The sequence below is a fragment of the Rhizobium centroccidentale genome (assembly GCF_030182565.1).
In the GTDB taxonomy this organism is placed as follows: Bacteria; Pseudomonadota; Alphaproteobacteria; order Rhizobiales; family Rhizobiaceae; genus Rhizobium.
On sequence record NZ_JAQJCG010000020.1, the window covers coordinates 1 to 22,899 of the forward strand.

Annotated in this window: 19 protein-coding genes and 1 tRNA gene; 7 read left to right on the forward strand and 13 right to left on the reverse strand. The window is 60.5% G+C overall.

Translation table 11 applies throughout. The features are described 5' to 3' along the window. Nucleotides 1–19: 19 nt before the first annotated feature. Nucleotides 20–96, forward strand: a tRNA-Met gene (locus tag PH562_RS22995). A gap of 122 nt (nt 97–218) precedes the next feature. On the opposite strand, the gene PH562_RS23000 is transcribed toward PH562_RS22995, so the two are convergent. Together PH562_RS23000 and PH562_RS23005 are read right to left on the reverse strand one after the other, a co-directional pair. After that, nucleotides 219–1,292: a helix-turn-helix domain-containing protein gene (locus tag PH562_RS23000; RefSeq protein WP_285175911.1), complete on the reverse strand. Its 1,074-nt coding sequence runs from the start codon at nt 1,290–1,292 to the stop codon at nt 219–221. Nucleotides 1,293–1,510: 218 nt separating this feature from the next. After that, on the reverse strand, nt 1,511–2,281 hold the full coding sequence (locus PH562_RS23005; RefSeq protein ID WP_285175913.1) for a class I SAM-dependent methyltransferase: 771 nt from the start codon (nt 2,279–2,281) through the stop codon (nt 1,511–1,513). A 237-nt stretch (nt 2,282–2,518) separates the two neighbouring features. Between PH562_RS23005 and PH562_RS23010 the strand changes: the two genes are divergently transcribed. Further along, nucleotides 2,519–3,382 (forward strand): alpha/beta fold hydrolase, encoded by an 864-nt coding sequence (locus tag PH562_RS23010; RefSeq protein WP_285175914.1) that lies wholly within the window; start codon nt 2,519–2,521, stop codon nt 3,380–3,382. 166 nt (nt 3,383–3,548) lie between these two features. On the opposite strand, the gene PH562_RS23015 is transcribed toward PH562_RS23010, so the two are convergent. After that, nucleotides 3,549–6,110, reverse strand: a complete 2,562-nt coding sequence (locus PH562_RS23015; RefSeq protein ID WP_285175916.1) for a GcvT family protein — start codon at nt 6,108–6,110, stop codon at nt 3,549–3,551. A 179-nt stretch (nt 6,111–6,289) separates the two neighbouring features. Next, nucleotides 6,290–7,180: an amino acid ABC transporter substrate-binding protein gene (locus PH562_RS23020; RefSeq protein WP_285175917.1), complete on the reverse strand. Its 891-nt coding sequence runs from the start codon at nt 7,178–7,180 to the stop codon at nt 6,290–6,292. A 308-nt stretch (nt 7,181–7,488) separates the two neighbouring features. Between PH562_RS23020 and PH562_RS23025 the strand changes: the two genes are divergently transcribed. Continuing rightward, nucleotides 7,489–8,154, forward strand: coding sequence for an isochorismatase family protein (locus PH562_RS23025; RefSeq protein WP_285175919.1), 666 nt, complete (start codon nt 7,489–7,491; stop codon nt 8,152–8,154). A gap of 60 nt (nt 8,155–8,214) precedes the next feature. Here the strand turns inward: PH562_RS23025 and PH562_RS23030 are convergent, their stop codons facing one another. Further along, the gene (locus PH562_RS23030) at nt 8,215–8,946 is read right to left on the reverse strand and encodes a dienelactone hydrolase family protein (protein WP_285175921.1); all 732 of its coding nucleotides are present in this window, start codon (nt 8,944–8,946) and stop codon (nt 8,215–8,217) included. Between the two features lie 207 nt (nt 8,947–9,153). On the opposite strand from PH562_RS23030, the gene PH562_RS23035 reads away from it, so the two are divergent. Continuing rightward, nucleotides 9,154–10,683 (forward strand): S10 family peptidase, encoded by a 1,530-nt coding sequence (locus PH562_RS23035; RefSeq protein WP_285175923.1) that lies wholly within the window; start codon nt 9,154–9,156, stop codon nt 10,681–10,683. Between the two features lie 51 nt (nt 10,684–10,734). Here PH562_RS23035 and PH562_RS23040 read toward each other — a convergent pair whose 3' ends face one another. Next, nucleotides 10,735–11,325 carry a TetR/AcrR family transcriptional regulator gene (locus tag PH562_RS23040; protein ID WP_113230916.1) on the reverse strand — a complete coding sequence of 197 codons (591 nt, stop codon included), beginning with the start codon at nt 11,323–11,325 and terminating at the stop codon, nt 10,735–10,737. A 94-nt stretch (nt 11,326–11,419) separates the two neighbouring features. Between PH562_RS23040 and PH562_RS23045 the strand changes: the two genes are divergently transcribed. Further along, nucleotides 11,420–12,031 (forward strand): NAD(P)H-dependent oxidoreductase, encoded by a 612-nt coding sequence (locus PH562_RS23045; RefSeq protein ID WP_285175925.1) that lies wholly within the window; start codon nt 11,420–11,422, stop codon nt 12,029–12,031. On the opposite strand, the gene PH562_RS23050 is transcribed toward PH562_RS23045, so the two are convergent. Then, nucleotides 12,028–13,542 (reverse strand): mechanosensitive ion channel family protein, encoded by a 1,515-nt coding sequence (locus PH562_RS23050; protein WP_285175927.1) that lies wholly within the window; start codon nt 13,540–13,542, stop codon nt 12,028–12,030. The genes PH562_RS23045 and PH562_RS23050 overlap by 4 nt on opposite strands. A gap of 224 nt (nt 13,543–13,766) precedes the next feature. Between PH562_RS23050 and PH562_RS23055 the strand changes: the two genes are divergently transcribed. After that, complete coding sequence (locus tag PH562_RS23055) at nt 13,767–15,353, forward strand: aldehyde dehydrogenase (NADP(+)) (protein WP_285175928.1); 1,587 nt, start codon at nt 13,767–13,769, stop codon at nt 15,351–15,353. 225 nt (nt 15,354–15,578) lie between these two features. On the opposite strand, the gene PH562_RS23060 is transcribed toward PH562_RS23055, so the two are convergent. Continuing rightward, the gene (locus tag PH562_RS23060) at nt 15,579–16,493 is read right to left on the reverse strand and encodes a YncE family protein (protein ID WP_285175929.1); all 915 of its coding nucleotides are present in this window, start codon (nt 16,491–16,493) and stop codon (nt 15,579–15,581) included. Nucleotides 16,494–16,746: 253 nt separating this feature from the next. Here PH562_RS23060 and PH562_RS23065 point away from each other — a divergent pair, with 253 nt between their 5' ends. Further along, nucleotides 16,747–17,730 carry a substrate-binding domain-containing protein gene (locus PH562_RS23065; protein WP_285175930.1) on the forward strand — a complete coding sequence of 328 codons (984 nt, stop codon included), beginning with the start codon at nt 16,747–16,749 and terminating at the stop codon, nt 17,728–17,730. A 71-nt stretch (nt 17,731–17,801) separates the two neighbouring features. On the opposite strand, the gene PH562_RS23070 is transcribed toward PH562_RS23065, so the two are convergent. The 5 genes from PH562_RS23070 to PH562_RS23090 are packed head-to-tail and all read right to left on the reverse strand — an operon-like array spanning nt 17,802 to nt 22,842. Further along, complete coding sequence (locus PH562_RS23070) at nt 17,802–19,067, reverse strand: ABC transporter substrate-binding protein (protein ID WP_285175932.1); 1,266 nt, start codon at nt 19,065–19,067, stop codon at nt 17,802–17,804. 32 nt (nt 19,068–19,099) lie between these two features. Continuing rightward, the gene (locus PH562_RS23075) at nt 19,100–19,936 is read right to left on the reverse strand and encodes a carbohydrate ABC transporter permease (protein WP_113230910.1); all 837 of its coding nucleotides are present in this window, start codon (nt 19,934–19,936) and stop codon (nt 19,100–19,102) included. Next, nucleotides 19,933–20,856 (reverse strand): carbohydrate ABC transporter permease, encoded by a 924-nt coding sequence (locus PH562_RS23080; protein ID WP_285175934.1) that lies wholly within the window; start codon nt 20,854–20,856, stop codon nt 19,933–19,935. The genes PH562_RS23075 and PH562_RS23080 overlap by 4 nt, the downstream gene beginning before the upstream one ends. Then, on the reverse strand, nt 20,849–22,012 hold the full coding sequence (locus tag PH562_RS23085; protein WP_285175936.1) for an ABC transporter ATP-binding protein: 1,164 nt from the start codon (nt 22,010–22,012) through the stop codon (nt 20,849–20,851). The genes PH562_RS23080 and PH562_RS23085 overlap by 8 nt, the downstream gene beginning before the upstream one ends. Then, nucleotides 22,009–22,842 carry a metallophosphoesterase family protein gene (locus tag PH562_RS23090; RefSeq protein WP_285175937.1) on the reverse strand — a complete coding sequence of 278 codons (834 nt, stop codon included), beginning with the start codon at nt 22,840–22,842 and terminating at the stop codon, nt 22,009–22,011. Before PH562_RS23090 ends, PH562_RS23085 begins: the two co-directional genes overlap by 4 nt. Nucleotides 22,843–22,899 lie beyond the last annotated feature (57 nt).

The following is a 22,899-nucleotide window of genomic DNA, read 5'->3' on the forward strand; positions in this document are numbered from 1 at the left end:
TCGCGGTTTACGCTGGTGACGCGGGGTGGAGCAGCCCGGTAGCTCGTCAGGCTCATAACCTGAAGGCCGCAGGTTCAAATCCTGCCCCCGCAACCAATCTTTCCCTCTCCAAAGCCATTATCGCGGGCGCGAAGACTTCTTCTTCGCTGGCAATCCTAGCGCGTCAGAATGCCCAACATAACATCACATCAAGGCCGCAGGGCAAGGATAGCGATACGTTAGTTCTCATTTCGTCTCCTTCCTCTTTTTGTCTTCAGTGGCTTGATAGCTACGGCATCGTCACCATTGGCTTCATTGTCGTCGATAAGGCCGTCGTCATAGCTGTCGACTTCATCCTCTTCAATTTTGTGCGTCGGGAATGAAATATAATCTAATACGTCAGGGTTGAAGAACGCGGTGCGATGATAGCCCTCATATGGTAACCGGATCATGTTTGGTTGGTCGTCATCGTTCCCGCTGTGAGGATAATAGATATCGATAAGCGGCTCGATGCACTCGAAAAGGTTGCATTCGACATAAGTGATTTCTCGCCGCTTGCCGGTCGAGAACTGAACTGTCACTGTATGCGTGAGGGCCATAATCTCATCGGTTTCCCTCGCGCTCCTGGCCTTTTCAATCGGGAGGTCCTCGGGTTTGATAGCTCCCTTGGCGACCAGTTCATCGAACTGCTCATCGGTGATCATGATCTGACGTTGGACCCGCTCAACATCGTCCTCAGAAAAATCCGAAGTGTAGTCGTCGCCCACAGCCTCTTCATTTAGGATGGCCTCTACGATCGCCCAGTCGCGGGTGTCGGGCATCTGAATTGGCGTTGCCAGTTTGTAGTCATCATGATCCGGTCCGTAGGTGTCATAAGCTTCACTGGAAAAATAAAACTCAGAAATCGCTTTGCGCCGGATCGCGACGGTACGGTTGCCCAGGTCTTTGATCACGATGAATCGCTTGTCGCTCTGCAACTCGCTATAGGCTTGAGCGTAGGCCGCTTTTGAAATCGAAAGCACCAACGGCTCACCGCCACCGACGAAATGCACTGCACACTCACCGTAATATTGTAGATCCAGCGGGGCACTATCATCATAGAACGCTGCCTTTTTTGGTGGATGCTGACCAAGCAATTCCAATTCGGTTGTTTTGAAGTGCTTTGCGAGCTTGGCAAGGTAGCTCGTCGGAATCTCGGCCTTGCCCGTTTCCCAGCGCTGATACGTCGGTTGCGTCACGCCCGCCGCCTTGGCTGCCTGGGTCTGGGTCTCGGCATTCATAACTCGGAAATGCTTCAGTCGATTGATTGCCATTTGATTCTCCTGGAGGAGTTTGTATGCGTATATATGCGCATACACTCCGGTCACGCAAGGGAACCTTTTTGCTTCTAGATTGGGATACAGTCTGCGGACTGAATTAGTTTGCGTACATCTCTGCACGGTACCCGGCGAAACCAGTTCTGAATGAATGACCGACTCTTGACGTTTTGCAATCAGTTCCATTTCGCTAGCGAGCTACGCTTTCTCAGGCATCAGCCTCGCTCAGCGGTGATGATCCATGCGCGGGAGTCGAAGAGCACGCCTTCGGAGGTCATATGCGCTTCCAGTAAATCACGCAGTCGCTGCAGTGGTTGGTCGGGCGCCTCATCGGTGTGCACGAGCGCGTCCTTGACCATGTAGAGGCCGGCAAGGGCATCAAGGGCGGCATCGACATTGGCCCCATAAAACACTGGTTCGCGCACCTCTATAAAGTCGATCGAGATGAAGCCGGCGGCGCTTAGCAGTTCTTTGGCTATGGTGCGATCGCCAAGTGAAAACGGCTTGCCGGCATTTTCTGGAATTGCGCTTCCCGCAGCCAGCGCATTCCGGATTGCGCCAGACCATTCGTTGCGCTCCTGGCTTTGCCATACCATCCAGGCGATGCGTCCGCTCGGGCGTATTGCATGGGCGATATTGGCGAATGCTACCTGCGGATCGGCAAAGAACATGACGCCGAACCGGCTGATGCATAGGTCGAAGCCGGCGGCTGGAAATTCGTGGACTTGTGCGTCACCCAGCTCGAAGCCGACGTTGCGCAATCCCGCTTCAGCGCTACGTTGGCGCGCAATCTCAAGCATCTCGGCGGACGTATCCACGCCGACCGCGCTGCCTTGTGTTGCAGCAAGAGCTGCTTCCCGAGTGGTTTGTCCAGCGCCGCAGCCGATATCGAGTATCCGGTCATGCGTCCGGACGCGGGCGACGGCTCGCAAATGCCGGTTATGCCGTGATAGTTCAGCGTCGTAAAAATCAGCACATTGCAGCACTACAAGCCTCCCTCATTTCGTCTCAATCGCCATCGGGATCACTTCTCGCAAGACCTGCGAGCAGTTCTAACGCATTGTTCTTACACAATTCCGGATGGAAACCGCTGGGCATTTTTCTGAAACTGCTCTGATGGACGTCGATACCCCGTGTTGTAGCTTCCTCATAAACTGATTGCATAACAGGATCAGTTATGCAACATGGATTCCAGTTGCAATTTGCAATCGGATGGATTTTTCATGGAACAAATGGGATCATTCGCCGCCACCGAGACGTCAATCGAGGTCAAGGGCGCGAAACTTCAGACGGAGGCTTTCGGTGATCCCTCCAGCCCGCCCATCATACTGATCATGGGAATGATGGCTTCGATGCTGTGGTGGCCGGACAGGTTCTGCGAGGCTCTTGCCGCCCGCCAGCGCTATGTGATCCGATACGACCAGCGCGATACCGGCCTCTCGACACACTATCCGAGGGGCGAACCGCGTTATTCGTTCGACGACCTGGCCGACGATGCCATCGCCATTCTCGACGGCTACGGATTGGAAACGGCGCACGTGGCGGGCATATCAATGGGCGGCGCGGTTGCACAAGAAGTCGCATTGCGCTATCCCCCGCGTGTACGGACACTCACGCTGATCAGCACATCACCGCTCGGAGTCGGGGGCTTGCCCTCCTCGACAGAGGCCTATCAAGAGCATTCCAGGTCTGCCGAAGCAGTCGACTGGTCGAACCTCGAGGCTATTGCCGATTTTCTGCGTCGCGATACGGCGATGCTGGCCGGCACTCGGCATCCGCACGATCCTGATGCTGCAAGGGCCCTGATCGCCCGCGACATGGCGCGGGCGCCGTCATTTGCCAGTGCTACGAACCACTTCACGCTGGTGAGCGAGGACAGGCCAGCGAGGCTTCACGCTTCCGATATCAAGCTGCCGGTCCTTGCGATCCATGGCACGGCCGATCCGCTGTTTCCCATAGGGCACGGCGAGGCCTTCACTGGGGTCGTGCAAGGTGCGCGGCTGCACCGAGTCGAAGGCGGAGGGCACGAAATCCACGAGCTCGACATTGACGAGATCGTGCAGGCCATCATCGATCACACGGCCTGACAGACGTCCGCCCGACAGACAACCGGAAAGCCAGGCATGACCTCGCTTTCCGGTTCGTTAGAGCAATTCCAGGAAAAGTGGGTAGCGGTTTTCCGTCCGGAATTGCGAGATAACAAAGAGATAGAGCGGTTCAGAGATTCCGTGAAAAACTGAATCGCTTCAGAAATCAGCTTCTCGGCTTCAGGTTCTCTGCGTCGTAGAGCGGCTTGTAGCCGACGCCGGCGACTTCGACCGGGTAGGTCTCGCCGAAATATTCGACCTTCAGCTTGCGGCCTTCCTGGGCATAGGACCATGGGAGATAGGCGAGTGCGATATTCTTGCCGATGGTCGGGCCGTAGGCGATCGAGGTGGTGAAGGAGCGGCGGCCGAGGTCGTCGACCAGGGTTTCGCCGGTTTCGGGATCCATGACTGGGAGAATGCCGACGGGGTAACGGGCGACGCCGTTGGAGTCGATATTATCGGTCATGACGAGCGTGCAGAGCATGGCCGGCTGGTGTTCGCGGGCGCGATATTCGAGGTGCTTCGCCTTGCCGCAGAAATCGGCGTCTTTGACCTTCGGGCGGGCGAGATCGGCTTCCAGCAGATTATATTCCGTCAGCAGGTCGGCATTCTGCAGGCGTAGGCTCTTTTCCATGCGGCGGCTGTTGGCATAGGTCTCGACGCCGACGGCGATGGCGCCGGTGGAGCGCAGCGCATCCCAGACGGCTAGTGCATCGCCATAGGCCATGTGCAGTTCCCAGCCCTGTTCGCCGACATAGGAGATGCGGAATGCCGCGACGTTCCTGCCGGCAATGCGGATCTGCTTGATCGCGGCGAAGGGAAAGTTTTCGTGCGAAAGGTTTTCCGGGCTTTCGACGACCTTCTGCAGGTTGGTGCGGGCATTCGGTCCCCAGATGCCGATCGTCACATAGCGTTCGGTGACATCGGTGATGGTGACGTCAAAGCCCTTGTCCTCAGCAACGCGGCGCATGTAGTGGAAATCGCGCGGGCCGGCATCGGCGCCGTCGATCAGACGGCAGCGGTCGGCCATGCGGATCACGGTGAAGTCGGCGCGCACCATGCCTTCGTCGTCGAGGAAGTGGGTGTAGATGCCCTTGCCGATATTGGCGTCGCCGCCGATCTTGGCCGCGCAGAGCCACTCTAGCAGCTCGACATGGTCAGGGCCTTCGATGTCGTACATGGCGAAATGCGAGAGGTTGATGATGCCGCAATCTTCGCTCAGCGCAAGGTGCTCGGCATTGGAGACGCGCCAGAAATGGCGGTTGTCCCATTCGTTTTCACGCACGGGGATGCGGTCACCGTATTTTTCCAGCAAGTGCTCGTTGGCGGCATAGCCATGCGCACGCTCCCAGCCGCCAAGCTCCATGAAATAGCCGCCAAGCTCTTTTTCCCGCTCATAGAAGGGCGAGCGGCGGATGTTGCGGCCGGTGGCATAGGGTTCGCGCGGGTGGACGGCGGGGTTATAGATCTTCTGGGCGGCCTCGGTGCAGCGGCCTTCGATGAATTTCTCTTCCAGCATATGTGGGTAGAAGCGGGAATAATCGATCCTGTTGTGGTCGATCGGCGTGCGGCCGTCGGTCATCCAGTCGGCAACGAGCTTGCCGAAACCGGGGCCGTCCTTCACCCAGATGGCGACGCAATACCAGAGACCGCGGACCTTCTGGCTTTCGCCGACGGATGGGCCGCCATCGGTCGTGACCTGCAGCAGACCGTTGAAGGAATGGCCTTCATTGTAGCCGAGTTCGCCGAGGATCGGCGTCAGTTCCATGGCGCGCTCGAGCGGCTCGATGATCTGCTCCATGTCGAGATCGCGCTGCGAGGGCGACAGACGTGCCTCGTGCTTTTCAAGGAGATCGCGGGGATGGCAGAGGCGCGGGTTCTTTTCCTCGTAGTAACCCCATTCGATCTGGCCGCCCTCGGCAGTCTTCGGGTCGCCTGTGTCGCGCATATAGGCTGAGTTGCCCTGGTCGCGCATCAGCGGGAAGCCGATTTCCTTGCCGGTATTGGCGAATTCATTGTAGGGGCCGAAGAAGGTCAGCGGGTGGTCGACCGGCATGACCGGCAGGTCTTCGCCGACCATTTCGGCGATCAGGCGACCCCAAAGACCGGCGCAGACGATCACGTATTCGGCTTCGATCGTGCCGCGATGGGTAACGACGCCAGCGATGCGGCCATCCCTAACGATCAGCGACTGGGCCGGCGTGTTGGCGAAGGAAAGGAGCTTGCCGCTCTTTTCGCCCTGGTCGATCAGCTTGCCGGCAACGGTCTGCGAACGGGGAATGACGAGGCCGGCATCCGGGTCCCACATGCCGCCCTGAACCATGCTTTCCTCGATCAGCGGGAATTTCTCCTTGATCTCGGCGGGGTCGACCAGGCTCACGCGCGTGCCGAAGGCCTTGCCCGAGGTCACCTTGCGCTTGATTTCCGCCATGCGGTCATCATCGCCGACGCGGGCGACTTCGAGGCCGCCGACGCGGGCGTAGTGGCCGAGCTTATCGTAGAAATCGATGGAATAGAGGGTCGTCCAGCAGGAAAGGAAATCATGGCTAGTCGTGTAGCAGAAGTCGGATGCGTGGGCTGTCGAGCCGATATCCGTCGGGATGCCCGATTTGTCGATGCCGACAATATCGTCCCAACCGCGCTCGATCAGATGGTGGGCGATCGATGCGCCGACGATACCGCCAAGCCCGATGATGACGACCTTCGCCTTTTGAGGAAATACTGCCATTGCGTGCGACCCTGATTGATATTGGAAATGGATTTTATGATGTGTGCGGCGGCGACCAGAGCCTGTCTACGACATAATCAAGATGCTTGCACGACGATCGTAAGGCCGTTTCTTATCGAGATGCAGGGCGATAGCCGTTGATCGCCATGTCGCAAAGGCGACGGCATCTCTTCGATCGCTTATTGCGGGATCGACTGCATCATGATCTCGCGGCGCAAGACGGGGCCTTCTTCGCCGAAATAGGTGGTCAGCAGCTTGGCGAACGCGTCCGACTGGTAGGTCCCGGTCAATGTCTGATCGACGAGCAGGCGGAAGGCGGAGTCATCTTGCCGCAGGGCTATGCCATAGGGCTCATGCGTGAAGAGGCGGTTGCCGATGGCCAGCGCGGACGGGTTATGGGCATGGGAAGCCAGATCGAAGAGCAAGGCACGATCGGCGAAATAGGCATCGATCTTATGGCCTTCGAGCGCGACCAAGCCGTCCTGGTGCGTGGCGAACTCGGCAATCCGTGTCTTCGGCACGTCGGAGCCCAGCGCCTCGCGCAGCGTTGCGCCCGTCGTCGTGTTGGCACGAACACCGATGGTGCTCGTTGCCGGTGCCGCCTTGGCCGAGACCTGCGCCAGCCGCTTGTCGAGGAATAGCGCCATCAGATAATCGGGTGAATCCTTGCGCAGCAGGGCGCTGGCACCGGTGATGAAGATCGGCTGCGAGAAATCGACGCTTTGACGCCGGCCTAGGCTAATGGTCAGGGCGCCGCAAAGAAGATCGACCTGTCCGCTTTTGACTGCATCGAAGCCATCGGCAAGCGTCGTTTCGACATAGTCGCGCTTGAGATTGGCGACCTTGGCCGCGACAGCATCGGCAATCTTGCCGCAGAGGTCGATGGCATATCCCGTCGGGTTGCCATCCTTCTTCTTGAAGGAGAAGGGTTCTTCGTCGCTGATATAGCCGATGCGGATTGTGCCCTTTTGCGCGATAATGTCGAGCGTCTGCGCGGCCACCGCCGTATAGGCAGATATGCCAAGGAGAATGCCTGCCAGAACCAGTCGTCTCATGCAGTTTGCCGGCATGATCCCGATCTCCAAAAGAAAAATGGGCAATCGCAAGGGCTTAGGCGCAGATTATGGGTTGGCAAGTTTTTGTCAACGATGGATTGTCCCAGATGGTTGGCGATCGAGCAGGAGTGGCGGAATCGTTGCTCCCAAGCTGGTGTCCATAAACGTCCCTGCCGTTCATGGTGTCTGCGACGCGTTTTGGTAATATCACGAAGAGTTTCGTTACCCTGCCTCGGTTTGTGGCCTATCTCTACCGCACAATCGCAAATCCACGGAGATACGGAATGCAAGGGAGCAACGGGCCTGGAGGTCGAGGTGGTGTGATGGGCAGAGCGGGTTTTGCGCTATGCACCGGCTTTACCCTTTTTTCCATGGGCTTCGGTCTCGCGCTGACCTCGCCTGCCGCCGCGCAGACGATCATCGACGACTGGCAGAAGGTGAAGCCGCCGGCGGCGCCGGAGCTGAAGCAGATTACAGTCGATCCGAAGACGACGGCGCTTCTGATCCTCGACTTCAACGGTGCGCAGGACCCGACCAAGGGACCGTGCAACGTGAAGACCAAGCCGCGCTGCCTCGCCTCCGTCCCCAAGGTGAAAACCCTGCTCGATCAGGCGCGCGCCAAGGAGATGCTCGTCGTCTTCAGTCTGGCCGGCGTTGGCGAGGCGCAGGATATCGCAACGGCGCTGGCGCCCCTGGCGAGCGAGCCGATCGTCAAGTCCGGGCCGGACAAGTTTATCGGCACCAATCTGCGCAGCATTCTCTCGGACAAGGGCATCAAGACCATCATCGTTACAGGTACGGCCTCGGAGGGCGCGGTGCTCGATACGGCAACGGACGCAGCACTCAACGGCATGAATATCGTGCTGCCGGTCGACGGCATGTCGTCGACAGAGCTTTATGGCGAGCAATATGTGGCCTGGCACATGGTCAATGCGCCGGGCGTCTCGCAGAAGACGACGTTGACCAGCATCGACAGGATCAAGTTCTGATCTCTGGATCGGATGGTGACATCCCGCTCGTGATGGCAACGGGATGCCGCCATCAATCGACTATACCAAAGCTTCCTCGAACAGGTTCAGCAGCCGCTTCCAATGCCTTTCGGCGCCGATCTCGTCATAAACGCCATGATCCGGCACCGTCCATCCATGTGCCATGCCTACATAGTTTTCGATGGTGTGATCGACGCCGCCGGTGCGGAGCGCCTCGGCAAGACGCGCCGATTGTTCCGGCGGAAAACTGTTGTCGACGCCGGCGACACCGACATAGACGCGGGCCTTGATCTTAGCGGCGAGCCGGTGCGGACTGTCTTCCGCGTCGCTCGCAAGATTGCCGCCGTGGAAGCTTGCGGCTGCCGCGATGCGGTCGGGATAGGTGGCAGCGGCAGTCAGCGCGCGGCCCCCGCCCATGCAATAGCCCACCACGCCGGCCGTACCTTTGGCGCCGGCGGCTGAGAGAGCGTCGAGGAAGGCGGCACTATCGGCCTTGGTCATTTCCTGCGTCGTGCCGCGCAGCATCGCCATGATCGTTTCGCGGGAGGCGGGATTGCCGAAGGCACTGCCGTCGAAGGGGCCATAGGCGCCGAAGCGATAGAAGAGATCGGGAAGCAGCACGACATAGCCTCCGTTCGCCAGCCGCTGCGCCATGCCATCGAGCGCAGCGCGCGGACCCATGGCATCCATATAGAGGACCACGCCGTGCTCGGCTGATTTACCATTATCGGGGCGGAAGATAGCGGCTTTGGCGGTGCCGTCGGCCGTCTTGATTTCGATATCCTGTTTCATCGTCATTTCCCTTGCGATCTCATTATCGGCTCATGTCCCCGCAGCGCATGCCACTTTGGCAAACGGTATATAGACCCTCAAGAGCATGTTTCTTCGAATGGCCGAGACCATCGATCAACATCTCTTGAGTTTCGGCGCTCGTCGTCTGTGACATAGTATCGCCGGCAACGACGTCTGTGCGATGATCCCTTTGGAGGATGCGATTTCATGTCTTTTCGCCAGATGGTTCCCGGCCTGGCGCTGGCCTTTTCGCTGTTATCGGCAACGGCATCCGCCGCTCCGCCCGAGCAAGGTCATGGCGCGCCTGCCAGCGCGAGCGGCGTGCTCTCGCTCCTGCCGCCCGATGCCCTGAGCGACCATGTTCTCAATGCTGACGGCAAGACCATTCCCTATACGGCGACAGCGGGTACGCTCGATCTTTTCGGTCAGGATGGGCAGCGCAGCGCCGCGATCTTCTACACCGCCTATGTCGCCAAGAACCGGGATGCGAACCGGCCCGTGACCTTCGTGTTCAATGGCGGGCCGGGTGCCGCCTCCGCCTTCCTCAACCTCGGGCTCGTCGGCCCGCGTATCGTCGATTTCGGTGCAGACGGGCGTGATGGCGCCAATGCCAGGCTGGTCGACAACCCGCAAAGCTGGCTCGAATTTACCGATCTCGTGCTGATCGATCCGGTCGGCACTGGCTGGAGCCGCACCGCCAAACCGGACGACCAAAATGATTTCTATAGTGTCGACAGCGATGCCGAAAGCCTGGCCAAGGCGATCGCTCTTTATGTCGCCCACAACAGCCGGGCGGCGTCGCCGAAATATATTCTCGGGGAAAGCTATGGCGGTTTTCGCTCGGTCAAGGTTGCCAACAGCCTGCGCGAGGACCAAGGCATTCTGATTTCCGGCATCGTCATGCTGTCGCCGCTACTGGAGGGCCGGTTTGTCTTCGGCGGGGGTGAGGATGCGCTTGGCGCTGCCTTGCAGCTGCCGTCGCTGGCGGCCGCCGAGCTGGAACGGCAAAATGCCTTTAGCGAGAAAGCAATCCAGGATGCCCAGGCTTTTGCCTTGAACGAATATCTGCCAACTCTTGCCAGACGGCCGCCATCGGGAGGTGCCGGTCAGGCCTTCTATGGGCGTGTAGCGAAGCTGACCGGTATTCCCCAAGATATCGTTGCCAGGAACCAGGGCTTTCTCAGCGGAGTCTATCGCAAACATTCCGATGGCGATGGCTCCGATGTGGCGAGCGCTTATGACGCCTCGTTCCTTGCACCGGACCCCTATCCGCAGTCGGATGCCGAGCATGGCGGCGATCCCGTTCTGGATGGCTTCGTCCGCGCCTATGGTGGTGCCTTTTCAGGCTATGCCCGCGACGAGTTGGGCTTCCATACCGACATGACCTATACGCTTCTGTCGTCATCGGTGAACCGGGAGTGGAAATGGGGCGGCCACAACGGCGGCTCGCGCGGGACCGCCGGTGTTGGCGACGATCTCAAGGAGCTGTTATCGCTCTCACCATCCTTCCGCGTGATGATCGGGCAGGGTTACAGCGATCTCGTCATTCCCTTCGGCGTCAATCAATATGTGCTCGACCATATGCCCCCAGCCTTTGCGGATCGCGTGGCGATGAAGCTCTATCGCGGCGGCCATATGTTCTACACGCGGCCGGCGTCGCGCGAGCAATTCACGGGCGATGCCAAGGCGTTTTATGCCGTGCAGGTCAAGGCAGCGCCGGCAACGCAATCGAATTGACTGCCGCCTCCGGGCTCTGCCTGGAATACGGCGGCGTTGCGAGACTGGCCTTCACCTGTTTCTCGTAACCATGGCCTTGATGGTTTCGCAGAGTTCGTCCTTTGCCTGCTGCGGACTGATGTCGCCCGTCGTGGCGGCATAGGACAGCGCTTCGGCGGCACCCAGCATCGCCCAGAGGCCCGCTGATTTGATGGAGCCTGCATCGGCGAAAGGAGCCAGCAGCGCACGGCATTTCTCGATGAAAGCCGTGTCATATTCGCGTTTGATTTTTTCAAGCTCCGGCGAGCCTGCGAGCGCAGCGATGATGCCGGGTATTTCGCGCCCCTGCAGCAGCACGCAATCGACATAGGAGGCGGCTATCACCTCGGCCCTGCCTGCCAGTGTCGGGCTGCTCGCATCCAGCACCTTGTCCATCACTGCCGTCTGTCTGATATCGTACTCGCGATAAAGCGCGGCCAGTAGGCCGGAACGAGTCGTGAAATGGTCGTAGACGACGGGTTTCGTCACACCGGCACGTTCCGAAAGCCGCCCCAATGTCAGGGCTTCCGTTCCCTCTTCGCCGATGATTTGCCAGGCAACCTGGATGAGCTGCCGATAGCGCTCCTCCCGCGTCAGCCGGCTGCGGGGCTCCGTTTTCTTCATTTGCACGCTTGACATCGCTATATACCAAAAGTAACTTACTAAAAGTATATAAGACTAAGCCGCCTCTCACAATCTGTCTGCAGGAGTTTTTCACATGCATGCGCTTATCGTCGTCGCCAATCCGAATCCCGATTCGTTCAGCCACGGCGTCGCGGCCAAGGTTGCTGAAGGTATCACGGCTTCGGGGGCCACGTTTGAAATCGCCGATCTTACGGCGGAAGGTTTTGATCCGAGGTTCAGCGCTGCCGATATTGCTGCTCATCTCAGAGAAGGTCCGTCGCCTGATGACGTCGTTGCCGAGCAAACACGAATCGATTGTGCCGATGCGCTGGTGCTGGTCTATCCCGTTTATTGGTGGTCCATGCCCGGGCTCCTCAAGGGATGGATCGATCGGGTGTTCACCAATGGCTGGGCCTATGACGACATGCCCGATGACAGGCCGGTCAAGAGATTGCGCCGCCTTCCCATCCACCTAGTCGCTATCGGCGGCGCGACCATGCGCACCTATGCGCGCCACGGCTATTTCGGCGCCATGAGGACACAGATCGACCAAGGAATTTTCGGATATTGCGGCGCTCCTGTTGCGACATCCGAGCTGTTGTTGACGGAAGCGCAGGATATGAGTTCCCACCTCGATACCGCCCGCGCCATCGGGCAAAATCTCTTTGCCACTTCACGATCAACAAAGGCGGCGGATGCGGCCTAATCGTGCTGTTGCAGCTGAAAGAGATGCTTGATGCGCGAGCTTAGCGAGGTCACATGAGCGCCATGGCCGAGCATATCGGCATTGGCGAAGAGATGCTGCTCCTCCTCTATGCGCTTCGCCAGGATGGCGCCGAGCTCTTCGGCAAGGGTCGGCCGGTCGTGCAGCAGCGGCGCGAGACATTCCTCGCCGATTTCGTAGGTGACGACGAAGGTCAGGGCGCGAACCGTCCCGACTTCGCCCGATCCCATCAGCAGCCCGTTCTCACCGAAATAATCCCCTGGCGCGAGGCGCGTCAGCTCGATCTGGCGATGCCCTTCGCGGCGGGTGATGCTGACGACGCCCGAGCGGACGATCGTGAGCGCCCGCATGCGGGTATCCTGTTCGGCGATGACGGCATCCTTGCGGTAGGTCCGGCGCTGCATATGCGACGCCAGATGTTCCTTTTCATCCTCGGTCAGCGATGAGAACAGAGGGATATTGCTGACCAATCGCCAGGGCGTTCCCGGAGCATGTTGTTTCTCGTCGGGCGTTCCTGTCTTTTGCTCCATCGGCAGCACGACAGTGCCGGGCTGATCGGCGAATTTCAGGCCCGCCGCCTTGGTATGGCGGAAGAGCAGATCATAGATTTCATTCTTTGCGGATTGTGTCAGCGACATGTCGCGCACGCGAAAGGACAGCTGCAGTTCGATTGCCTGCCCATCGATGGAATTGATGGCGACGCTGGGTTCCGGGTTCTTTTGGATCGAGTTGCAGCTGATCAAGACGTTTTGCATCACATCCGCAATGATGCGCGGTAGGGTGGTCGGCTGGATGCGTACGGTGACGGTTGCGCCGTGGCTCTCGTCGGGTGAGGAAAGATTCGTCAGCCGCGTCTTGGCAAGGATACTGTTCGGAATGACGATCAGATCGTTGGTGCCGCTCAGCAATTGCGTGGCGCGCCAATTGGTTTCGACGACGCGGCCCTGGACATCATTTTCGAGGACGATCCAGTCGCCGACGGAGTAGGGACGGCCGAGATTGAGGGCGATGCCGGAGAAGACGTCGCTGAGGGTGCTCTGCAAGGCGAGACCGAGAATGATGGCGAAGACGCCCGATGTTGCGATCAGCGTACCGATCGGGACGCTGAAGACATTACCGACGATGGAGAGAATGGCGCCGAGATAGATGACGCCGACGATCAGATCCTGCAGCAGCCGGCCTTCTCGGGGCTTGCGTTCGAAAATCAGGAACAGCCGCACGCAGGCGATCAGCACCCAGGCGCCGTTGACCCACCAGACGATCTTGGCAAAGCCCGTGAAGGTGCGCAGCGTCACCGAGTCCTGCGGTGGGCTCGGCTCATAGGGGACGATGCCGTGATAGAACAAAAGTGCCGTCAGGCAGACGAAGAAAGCGATCTGGCCGATCAGACGGCCGGCCCGCTGATGACGCAGCATGACGCGGCTGACGAATGTGCCGACGACAACCAGAATGAAGAACTGGACGATCGGATTGCCAAGAAGCGCAATGGACATGGGGACTTGGTCGCACTCGGTCTTTCGGATGGGCGTTAAATTGGCACGAAAGAAGCGGCAGCGCCATATGCAGAAAAAGTATGATTAATTGACGCCGACGCCTTGATCTCAGGACTTGCACCTTGATAATTAGATGACGATTATCATCTTATATCTGTCATCCCATCCTGCTATCTGCTCTCGCAGCGCAATCCTTAGCGCTCCGACATCATTAAGGAATATCCATGACACAGTCTTTCGAGATTCGCGGCGATCTGCTGATCGGCTCAGATTCTACCGGTGGCAACAGAACCGTGCGTGCCGTCAACCCGGCGACCGGCGCAAACCTGGAGCCGGCCTTTGCGATCGCCAGCGAGAGCGATGTCGCCAAGGCTTGCGAGCTGGCGGCCCAGGCGTTCGATGTCTACCGCGCCACCAGCCCGGAGCAGCGCGCGGCATTTCTCGAAAAGATTGCCGACAATATCATTGGCATCGGTGATGCGCTGATCGAGCGCGCGACGGAGGAGACTGGCCTGCCGGTGGCGCGTCTGCAGGGCGAGCGTGCACGCACCGTCGGCCAGCTGCGGCTCTTCGCGCAGGTGGTCCGCGCCGGCGAGTGGCTCGATCTGCGCGTCGATCCGGCCTTGCCGGAGCGCAAGCCGCTGCCGCGGCCGGACCTGCGCCTGCGCCAGATCCCGCTCGGCCCGGTCGCCGTCTTCGGCGCCAGCAACTTCCCGCTCGCCTTCTCGGTTGCAGGCGGTGATACGGCGTCGGCACTTGCCGCCGGTTGCCCGGTCGTCGTCAAGGGCCATCTTGCCCATCCCGGCACGGGCGAGCTTGTCGGCCGCGCCATCCGTGCCGCCGTGGCCGCATCCGGCCTGCCAGAAGGCACGTTCTCGTTGCTGACTGGTGCCAACGAGACTGGTGCTGCGCTGGTGCGCGATCCCCGCATCAAGGCTGTCGGCTTCACCGGTTCGCGCGGTGGCGGCCTGGCGCTCGGCGCCATTGCCGCGGCTCGTCCGGAGCCGATCCCGGTCTATGCCGAGATGAGCAGCGTCAACCCCGTCTTCCTCTTCCCTGCCGCGCTTGCTGCGCGCGCAGAGGCGATCGGTACGGGCTTCATCGACTCCCTGACGCTCGGTGCCGGCCAGTTCTGCACCAATCCGGGGCTGCTTTTCGCGATCGAGAGCCCGGATCTCGACCGCTTCGTCCAGGCTGCCAGTGATGCGCTGACCGGCCGCGCGCCCGCACCGATGCTGACGCCCGGGATTCACGCCGCCTTCGACAAGGGCGTTGCCGCATTGGCGGAACATGAGGCGGTCAAGACCGTCGCTCATGGCGCTCCGGCTGAAGGCGTCAACCGGAGCCCGGGCATCTTCTTCGAGACGGAAGCGGAGGAGTTCCTGGCCGATGAGCGCCTTGGGCACGAGGTTTTCGGCGCGGCAAGCCTTCTCGTGCGCTGCAAGGACATTGAGCAGATGATCGCCGTTGCTGAGAAGCTCGAGGGCCAGCTGACCGCGACGCTGCAGATCGAAGCGGATGACTATGCCACCGCCGCCAAGCTGGTGCCGGTGCTGGAACGCAAGGCCGGGCGCATCCTCGCCAATGGCTGGCCGACCGGCGTCGAAGTCTCCCATGCCATGGTGCATGGCGGGCCTTTCCCGGCGACCTCGGATAGCCGTACGACCTCGGTCGGCACGCTCGCCATCCGCCGCTTCCTGCGTCCGGTTTCCTATCAGGATCTGCCGGAAGGACTGCTGCCGGCGGAATTGCGCGATGACGGCGTCAAGTCGCTGCCGCATCTGCTCGATGGCGTGCGCAAGGGTAACTGATCAGGGCCTCATCCGCTCTCGCCCTTCGAGGGGTCCTTCGGACCCTCCTCAGGGTGAGGGCTAATCTTTTCTGCCAAACGAAGCTAAGTACGAGTCGTTTCGAGTGAGCGGCTTTTTCCGCCCTCATCCTGAGGTGGGAGAGACTGAGCTTAGCGAAGGAGCGACCCTCGAAGGACGAGGGTCGGCCCCAACGCGCCACGCCAGGTATGAAATCGATTGGAAACCTCAAACCTCCGCGTAAACAATTCCCGTAAACGAGCCGGCATGGTGCAGGAGCTCGCGCTCGCCTGAACCATCTAGGCTTGCGGAATAGAGATTGCCGCCGATGTCGGTGAAGAACATGCGGTTGTTCGGGAGGTCGAGCGAGAGGCCGATGCCTTCGTCGAGGCCTTCGAGGACGACTTCGGAGGTTGCGGCGATATCGTTCATCGCTGCGCGGTTGACGGTATTGCCGCGGGGGAGATTGCCACGGTCGGTCCAGTAGATCGTGCGGGTGGCGAGATCTAGCTCAAGATCGATCGGTTCCGGCAGCTTATCCAGCAGAATTTCGATATCGCTGCGGCTCGTCGCGGTTTCGCCGGCCGGGATATTGATGCCGGCACGGAAGATGCGGCCGAGACCGGCATCCGGCGGCCCTTTCTGGGTCCAGTAGATCTGGCCGAGCGGCAGGTCGAGGGCGATGCCGACGCACCAGCGTTCGATATCGGCGCTGTCTTCGGGGCCCTCACCATTCTGCACCAGGGTTTCGATATCGCTGCCGTCGATATTGGCGCGCATGACGCGCATGCCTTCGCGGTCGCACCAATAGAGCTTGCCGTTGTCGCGGTCGAGCTGGATTTGCTTCGGCGTGACGAGCGTGCTGCTCGGCGGAATCAGCGTGATGTGGTTGCCGCCGTCGAGGTCCATGCACTCGATGGAACCGTCATGGGCGTTGTAGTCGTTGCCCATCTCCGTCCAGTAGATCCAGCCGTTCTCGCTGTCGACGAGAATGCCGTCCGGGCTGCGGCCTTGCCGCTGGACGATGAGCTTCAAATCGGTGCCGTCGATGGCGGAGGAGAGGATTCGTCCGTCGTTGATATCGAGGAAAAACAGTCTTTCGATCTTGTCGGTGGTGGTGGCAGGCGTCCGTGCTTCTGACATGAGAGCATCCTTTCGAGGGGCGGATCTGCGGATCACAGCGCGGCAATCATGGCATCGTTTGATGACAGCATCATTCGCCGCTGCGATCAGGACGAGCATCTGCTGCGCTGCAGCAAAGATCAAGGGCCGGATTGTCGCGGTCTACGCGGAGGGCTGTCAAATAAGTGTCATCGGCCTGATATAAATCCCCGGCATTCCCATAGAGCTGCACCACAGTCGAGGGCGGAAACCGAAGCCGGAGGTGATTGATATCATGTCGACGCTCCAGCAGATCGCTTTTCGCGCCGGCTGTTCGGTTGCGACCGCCAGCCGGGTGATGAATCGCAGCGGTCCGGTCAGCGACGAGATGGTGCGGCGCGTGCGCCGGGCGGCGGCAGAGCTTGGCTATCGGGCGGGTGGGCGCATCGGCACCGGCCGGCCGGCGATAGGCGTCCTCATTCCGAGCATCACCAATCCGGTTTTCGCGGCTTCGCTTTCCAGCATCCAGAACCGAGCTCTTCACGCGGGACATAGCGTGCTGATCGCCCAATCGAATTACGATCCGGCACAGGAGGTCGACGCCGTCGCCTCGCTGCTCCAGCAGCAGCCGACTGGGTTGATCCTGACGCTCTGCGATCCCGAGCGCAGTCTTGTTCTGTCCTCCGCCCTGCCGCCAACCGTGCTGCTCGGAAACCTGCCGACCGCCCGCTTCACCGCTGCGGTCGCGACCGATAATTTCGGCGCGGGCCGGGATTTGACCGATCACCTCCTAGGTAAGGGTCACCGCCGCATCCTGTTCATATCTGGCCATTTCGCGGCATCGGATCGGGCGAAGCTGCGCTATCTCGGCTATATCAGAGCGATGGAAGCGGCGGGGCAACAGCCCCTCGATGCGCTCGAAATTTCCTTCGTAAACAGCCTGGAACAGCTCGATCTTTCCGATGCGATTTCGCGGTTCGACCCGACGGCGATCATTGCTTCCAACGATCTTCTGGCGCTCGGTGTCATGGGCGCGCTTCGGCGTCAGGGCATTTCGATCCCTCGTGATATTTCGGTCGCCGGCTTTGACGGAATTTCCCTTGGTTTTCTGGGTGAGGTGTCTTTGACGACCGTGGAAATTCCGGATGGAACCATGGGGGCCGCTGCCGCCTCGCTGCTGCTGGATATGGCTGAAAATGCCGCGCCGCCGCGTCATCTGACGGTACCTTATCGGATGCGTGCGGGCGGCACAGTGCGCGATCTTGCCATTCCGTCCTGACGCTGCCCACGAATGGGAAACGCCGCCTCTTTTTGGGAGGCGGCGCGGTTCGTTCATATTGGTTCGTAAGATCAGCTGCGCGGCAGCAGGCCTTCGATGTCCGAAGCAGCGTCGTCGAGCGCTTCCTTCGGAGCGGCAGAGCCGTCGACGATGCGCGAGAGATTGTCGACGATGGTCTGCGTGACCTTGACGCCGTTCGCGCCCGGGAAGGCATACCAGGGAACCATGATCGACATCTGGCTGAGGCCAGCCTGGAACAGCGGGTTCTTCTTGTAGAAGTCACCGAGATATTCGGCCGACTTGGCGGCAAGCTCGTTGTTCGGAACATAGCCGGTGCCGGGAACGACGACCGAAGCGCCATAGGGACCGGCGGCGAATTTGGCGAATTTCCAGGCGGCTTCTTCCTTGACCGGGTCATGGGTCAGGATGACGACGGCGTTGCCGCCCGTCGGCAGGCGACCATTGACCGGGTCGATCAGCGGCAGCTTGGCAGTGCGCAGGTCGAACTTGGCGCCGACATTCTTGATGGTGTTGACGAGAGCTCCGGTCGTCTGGAATTCGAAGCCGACCTTGCCGGCTGCGAAAGCCTGTTCGCCCGCAGCCTTGGTGAAGACCGGCATGCCGCCTTCCTTGACGAAGCGCTGGATCAGTTCGACGGCCTTCTGGCCCTCGGGGCCGTTGAAGGCAACCTTCGTCTCGTCGTCGCTCAGCATCTTGCCGCCGGCGCCGAAGAGGAGAGCCGAGAACATCCAGTCGTCGCCCTGCCAGCGGAAGTCCATGCCGTCGACGCCGTTGCCGAGCGCCTTGATCTTGCCGGCGAGTGCAATGACCTCGTCCCAGGTCTTCGGCGGGTTGTCCGGATTGCCGCCGGCAGCCTTCACCAGATCGGCGTTGTAATACATGATCGGGTTGGACGTCGCGAAGGCGAGACCGACCTGCTTGCCCTTGACCTGGGCGAGCTTCAGGATCGTATCCGAGAAGCCTTTCTCGGCCATGTTGCCCTCTTTCTTGACGAGGGGGCCGAGATCGACGGCGACATTGCGCTCGTCGATCATGCGCAGACGGTTGAGGCCGATGAAGGTGACATCTGGCATTTCGCTGGTGCCGGCCTGGCGCAGGATGGTCTGGATGCCTTCCTCATAGGTGGCCGAAGGAGCGGCGAACTGGATCTTGATGTCCGGGTTTTCTTCCATGAACTTTTTCGAGATCGTGTCCATCACGTTCTTGAAGAAACCGGGCATCGGATAATGAACCGTCAGGGTGGTTTCGGCATAGGCCGGGACCGACACGACCATCGAAATGGCCGCGGCGGCGAGAATCTGGGTGATATGCTTCATCGCTCGTTCTCCGTTTTCGAATTTCGAACCGGTCAGCCTTTGAGACCGGTCATGGTGATGCCCTCGACGAAACGCTTCTGTGCCAGAAGGAATGCCGCGACGAGGGGAAGGGTGATGATCAGGGTTGCCGCCATGAGTGCGCCGTAGTCGTCGCCGGCTTCGGCGGCGCGGAAATACATGAGGCCTAGCGGCGGCGTGAAATATTCCTGCTTGGTGATGACGATCAGCGGCCAGTAGAGATCGTTCCAGTGCGCGACGACCGAGAAGATCGCAAAGGCTGTAACCGCCGGCCAGGCATTCGGCACGATGACGCGGGCGACGATGCCGATTTCCGACATGCCGTCGAGGCGGGCGGCATGGATCAGATCGTCGGGCATGGAACGGAAGAACTGCAGGAACATGAAGATCGCGAAAACCGAGATCGAGAAGGGTGCGACGAGAGCTGTATAGCTGTTCAGGAGCGACAGGCTGTTGAAGCCGACATAGAGCGGCAGCGCCGTCGCATGGATTGGGACCAGCAGGCCGAGCATGACCAGCACCATCATGGTGCGCGCCGCCGGGAACTTCAGCTTCGCCATGGCATAGGCGCAGGGAATGGCAATCAGCACCTGGAAGAAGAAGATCAGGCCGCAGACCAGGACGCCGTTGAACAGCAGCGTGCCCATCGAAACCTTGCTCAGCGCCTTGGCGATGTTCTCCAGGTAATAGAAATGCGTCGGGATCAGCTTCAAGGCCGAGGTGAAGATATCGTCCTGTGCCTTGCCGGCGGTGGAGATCATGAAGATGTAGGGCGCCAGGAAGATGAGCGAGCCGATGATCAGCAGCGAGAGGCGCAGGATGCGGCCGGGAGTGAAGCCTGTCGAGGTCATGTGTAATGCACCTGCCGGTCTTGGACGCGATATTGCAGGAAGGTCAGCACCACGAGGATGGCGAGAAACACTGTGGTCATCGCCGAGGCGTAGCCGACGCGGAGATAGACGAAGCCCTCCTGGTAGATGGTGAAGAGCAGGACTTCCGAGGCATGGTTCGGGCCGCCGTCGGTCAGGGCCTTCACCGTGTCGAACACCTTCACGGCATTGATGATGCTGATGGTGGTCACGAAGAGCGTCGTCGGCCCCAGCATCGGCCAGGTGACGAGCCAGAAACGGTCGAATGACGACTTTGCACCATCCACTTCAGCTGCGGCATAGAGTTCTCGCGGAATGGCGGTAAGGCCGGCAAGGAACAGCACCATGTTGAAGCCGACCGACTGCCATACGCCGATGATCGACAGGCTGTAGAGGGCGGTTGCAGACGAACCGAGCCAGTTGGGGCCACGCAGACCGATCTCGGCAAGCAGCGCGTTGATCGGACCGATCGTCGGATGGAAGAGATACTGCCAGACGGTCGCCATGGCGACGATCAACGAGGCGACGGGCAGGAAGTAGGCCGTGCGGAAGAAACTGCGGCCGATGCCTTCACTTTCGATGAGCAGAGCGACGCCGAGGCCGAGCGCGATCGAGACGGGTGCCACGATGGCGGTATAGGTCGCTGTGTTCCAGAGCGATTTTACGAAGGCGCGGTCACGCAACAGATGCGCGTAGTTCTCGAAGGCGACGAAGCGCAGGCTTTTGTCGCCGAGCTGGAAATCCGTGAAGCCGAGCACGACGACGGCGACGATAGGCACGATGATGAAGAGCACGATCAGGATGATGGCGGGCAAGGCGAAGAGGAGAGCCGTACGGGCCTCGCCGCGCTCGCGTGCCGCGGCCGTCTGCATCGGCAGGGAGGTGGCAGCGATGCTAGCCATGCGCCTTCTCCCGCGTGGCGTCGACGGTCGTCGGGCTTGCGCGCAGGCGGCGGCCGTCTTCGGCGAAGACCATGGCCTGTTGGGCCATGAGCGTCAGCGCAACGGGCATGCCGGCCGAAAGGCCGGCAGCTTCGGCCGGCGAGAGCTTGACGACCATGGTTTCGCCGATGGCGTCGAGCTTGGCATAGAGGATGACTTCCGAGCCGAGGAATTCCATGCGCTCGATATGGGCGGCGAGCGCATCCTGACGGCCCTGGGAGAGCTGCACGAATTCCGGGCGAATGCCGAGGGTCACGTTCCTGCCGGCAAAGGTACTGTCTTTGAGCGCCAGCCGGATGCCGCCGAAGGCGACGGTGCCGTTTTCGGCGAGCGCCGGCAAAAGGTTGATGCGCGGCTGGCCGACAAAGCGGGCGACTTCGACATGGGCCGGATCGTCATAGATCGTCTGCGGCGATGCGAGCTGCAGCAGCTGGCCGCCGATCATGACGGCGACGCGATCGGCCATCGACAGCGCCTCGGCCTGATCGTGAGTGACATAGACCGTCGGCACGCCGGCGCGGCGGTGCAGATCGACGATCTCACCGCGTGCATGGACGCGCAGATTGGCATCGAGATTGGAGAGCGGCTCGTCCATGAGGAAGACCGCGGGACGGCGCACCATGGCGCGGGCGAGCGCCACGCGCTGACGCTGGCCGCCCGACATCTGGCCGGGCTTGCGGTCGAGCAGGTGATCGATCTTCAGCGAGACAGCCATTTCGCGGACATCGCGGATGATGCCGGCGCGCGCCGCGCGCTGGCCGGGGATCAGCGAGCCGATGAAGGGCAGGCGCTGGACGCGCGACAGGCGGCGCATGGCGAGCGGCACGGCGATGTTTTCCGAGGCTGTCAGATGCGGATAGAGCGCGTAGGACTGAAAAACCATGGCGATGTTGCGGTCCGCCGCCGCAACGCCGGAAACGTCGCTGCCGCCGAGGACGATTTCGCCGCTGTCGGCATGGTCGAGGCCGGCGAGGATGCGCAGCAGCGTGCTCTTGCCGCAGCCAGACGGGCCGACGAGAGCAATGAACTCGCCGGGCTGGACATCAAGATCGACGCCTTTGAGGATGGCGTTGCCGCCGAAGGATTTGGCGATGCCGTGAAGCGAAAGTGCGCTCATTCGGTCGGCTCCTTTGCCTTGGGGGCGGCTTGCGGATAGACTTCCATGACGACGTCATCGAGGAAGTAGGCGGTCATGCCGGGAACGGCGACGAGTTCGGTCGAGACCGTCTCGCCAAGTTCATGGATCGCCGCGCCGATCAGCCGTTCGCCCGGCATTTCGCGCTCCATTTCGCCGAGAATGAAGGCTGCCGGCGGTGCCCAGACCAGGTTGGTATTGTTGAAGCGGCCTTCCCAGGTCCAGTGCAGGTGGCCGCTGCCGAAGAGAGCCACGTCATGGGTTGCGATCAGATCATAGAGCTGGCGGCGCTGCGCCGGACGAACGCTCCAGTAGCCGGTATCGCCCTCATCCGGCGCATCGACGAAGAGCGGCTTGTGCGCAAAGAGGGCAATGCGGCGCTCGCCACGGCTTTCGAGCATCTCCTGCAGCCAGTCGAACTGCTTCTGCTCCTCGGCATCCTCGAAGCCCATCAGCAGGCTGTTGAGGCCGATCAGCCGCCAGTTGTCGATATCCTTCGCCCAGTAGTCCGGACCGACCAGGCGGCGCCAGCGGTCCAGCCGCTCCGGATTGACAGGCTGATAGGAGCCGGGCAGGTGGCCGACATCGTGGTTGCCGGGCACGATCAGCATCGGCACGGAGACCTGCCGCATCAGATCCATGGAAAAGAGGAGATCTTCGTCTTTGTCGGCACCATCGACGCTGAGATCGCCGGTGTGAACGACGAGATCGGCGCCGCTTGCCTCGATCCATTTCGCCAGCGGCTCCCAATTGCCGTTGAAATGCGGCTTGTTGGGGCTCAAATGCGTGTCGGTGATCTGGATGATCTTCAAGGCGCTTCTCCGAAGTCTTCAGAATGGTGCGCCTGCGGAAGGAATGGCCTTCAGAAC

Excerpts from the sequence above, each read along its gene's own strand:
- PH562_RS23025 (WP_285175919.1), top strand. The coding sequence starts at position 7,489 with ATGGGCAGAGCGGGTTTTGCGCTATGCACCGGCTTTACCCTTTTTTCC.
- PH562_RS23060 (WP_285175929.1), bottom strand. The coding sequence starts at position 16,493 with ATGTCAGAAGCACGGACGCCTGCCACCACCACCGACAAGATCGAAAGA.
- PH562_RS23085 (WP_285175936.1), bottom strand. The coding sequence starts at position 22,012 with ATGAGCGCACTTTCGCTTCACGGCATCGCCAAATCCTTCGGCGGCAAC.
- PH562_RS23000 (WP_285175911.1), bottom strand. The coding sequence starts at position 1,292 with ATGGCAATCAATCGACTGAAGCATTTCCGAGTTATGAATGCCGAGACC.
- PH562_RS23010 (WP_285175914.1), top strand. The coding sequence starts at position 2,519 with ATGGAACAAATGGGATCATTCGCCGCCACCGAGACGTCAATCGAGGTC.
- PH562_RS23065 (WP_285175930.1), top strand. The coding sequence starts at position 16,747 with ATGTCGACGCTCCAGCAGATCGCTTTTCGCGCCGGCTGTTCGGTTGCG.
- PH562_RS23020 (WP_285175917.1), bottom strand. The coding sequence starts at position 7,180 with ATGCCGGCAAACTGCATGAGACGACTGGTTCTGGCAGGCATTCTCCTT.
- PH562_RS23080 (WP_285175934.1), bottom strand. The coding sequence starts at position 20,856 with ATGGCTAGCATCGCTGCCACCTCCCTGCCGATGCAGACGGCCGCGGCA.
- PH562_RS23055 (WP_285175928.1), top strand. The coding sequence starts at position 13,767 with ATGACACAGTCTTTCGAGATTCGCGGCGATCTGCTGATCGGCTCAGAT.
- PH562_RS23050 (WP_285175927.1), bottom strand. The coding sequence starts at position 13,542 with ATGTCCATTGCGCTTCTTGGCAATCCGATCGTCCAGTTCTTCATTCTG.
- PH562_RS23035 (WP_285175923.1), top strand. The coding sequence starts at position 9,154 with ATGTCTTTTCGCCAGATGGTTCCCGGCCTGGCGCTGGCCTTTTCGCTG.
- PH562_RS23070 (WP_285175932.1), bottom strand. The coding sequence starts at position 19,067 with ATGAAGCATATCACCCAGATTCTCGCCGCCGCGGCCATTTCGATGGTC.
- PH562_RS23015 (WP_285175916.1), bottom strand. The coding sequence starts at position 6,110 with ATGGCAGTATTTCCTCAAAAGGCGAAGGTCGTCATCATCGGGCTTGGC.
- PH562_RS23030 (WP_285175921.1), bottom strand. The coding sequence starts at position 8,946 with ATGAAACAGGATATCGAAATCAAGACGGCCGACGGCACCGCCAAAGCC.
- PH562_RS23040 (WP_113230916.1), bottom strand. The coding sequence starts at position 11,325 with ATGAAGAAAACGGAGCCCCGCAGCCGGCTGACGCGGGAGGAGCGCTAT.
- PH562_RS23075 (WP_113230910.1), bottom strand. The coding sequence starts at position 19,936 with ATGACCTCGACAGGCTTCACTCCCGGCCGCATCCTGCGCCTCTCGCTG.
- PH562_RS23045 (WP_285175925.1), top strand. The coding sequence starts at position 11,420 with ATGCATGCGCTTATCGTCGTCGCCAATCCGAATCCCGATTCGTTCAGC.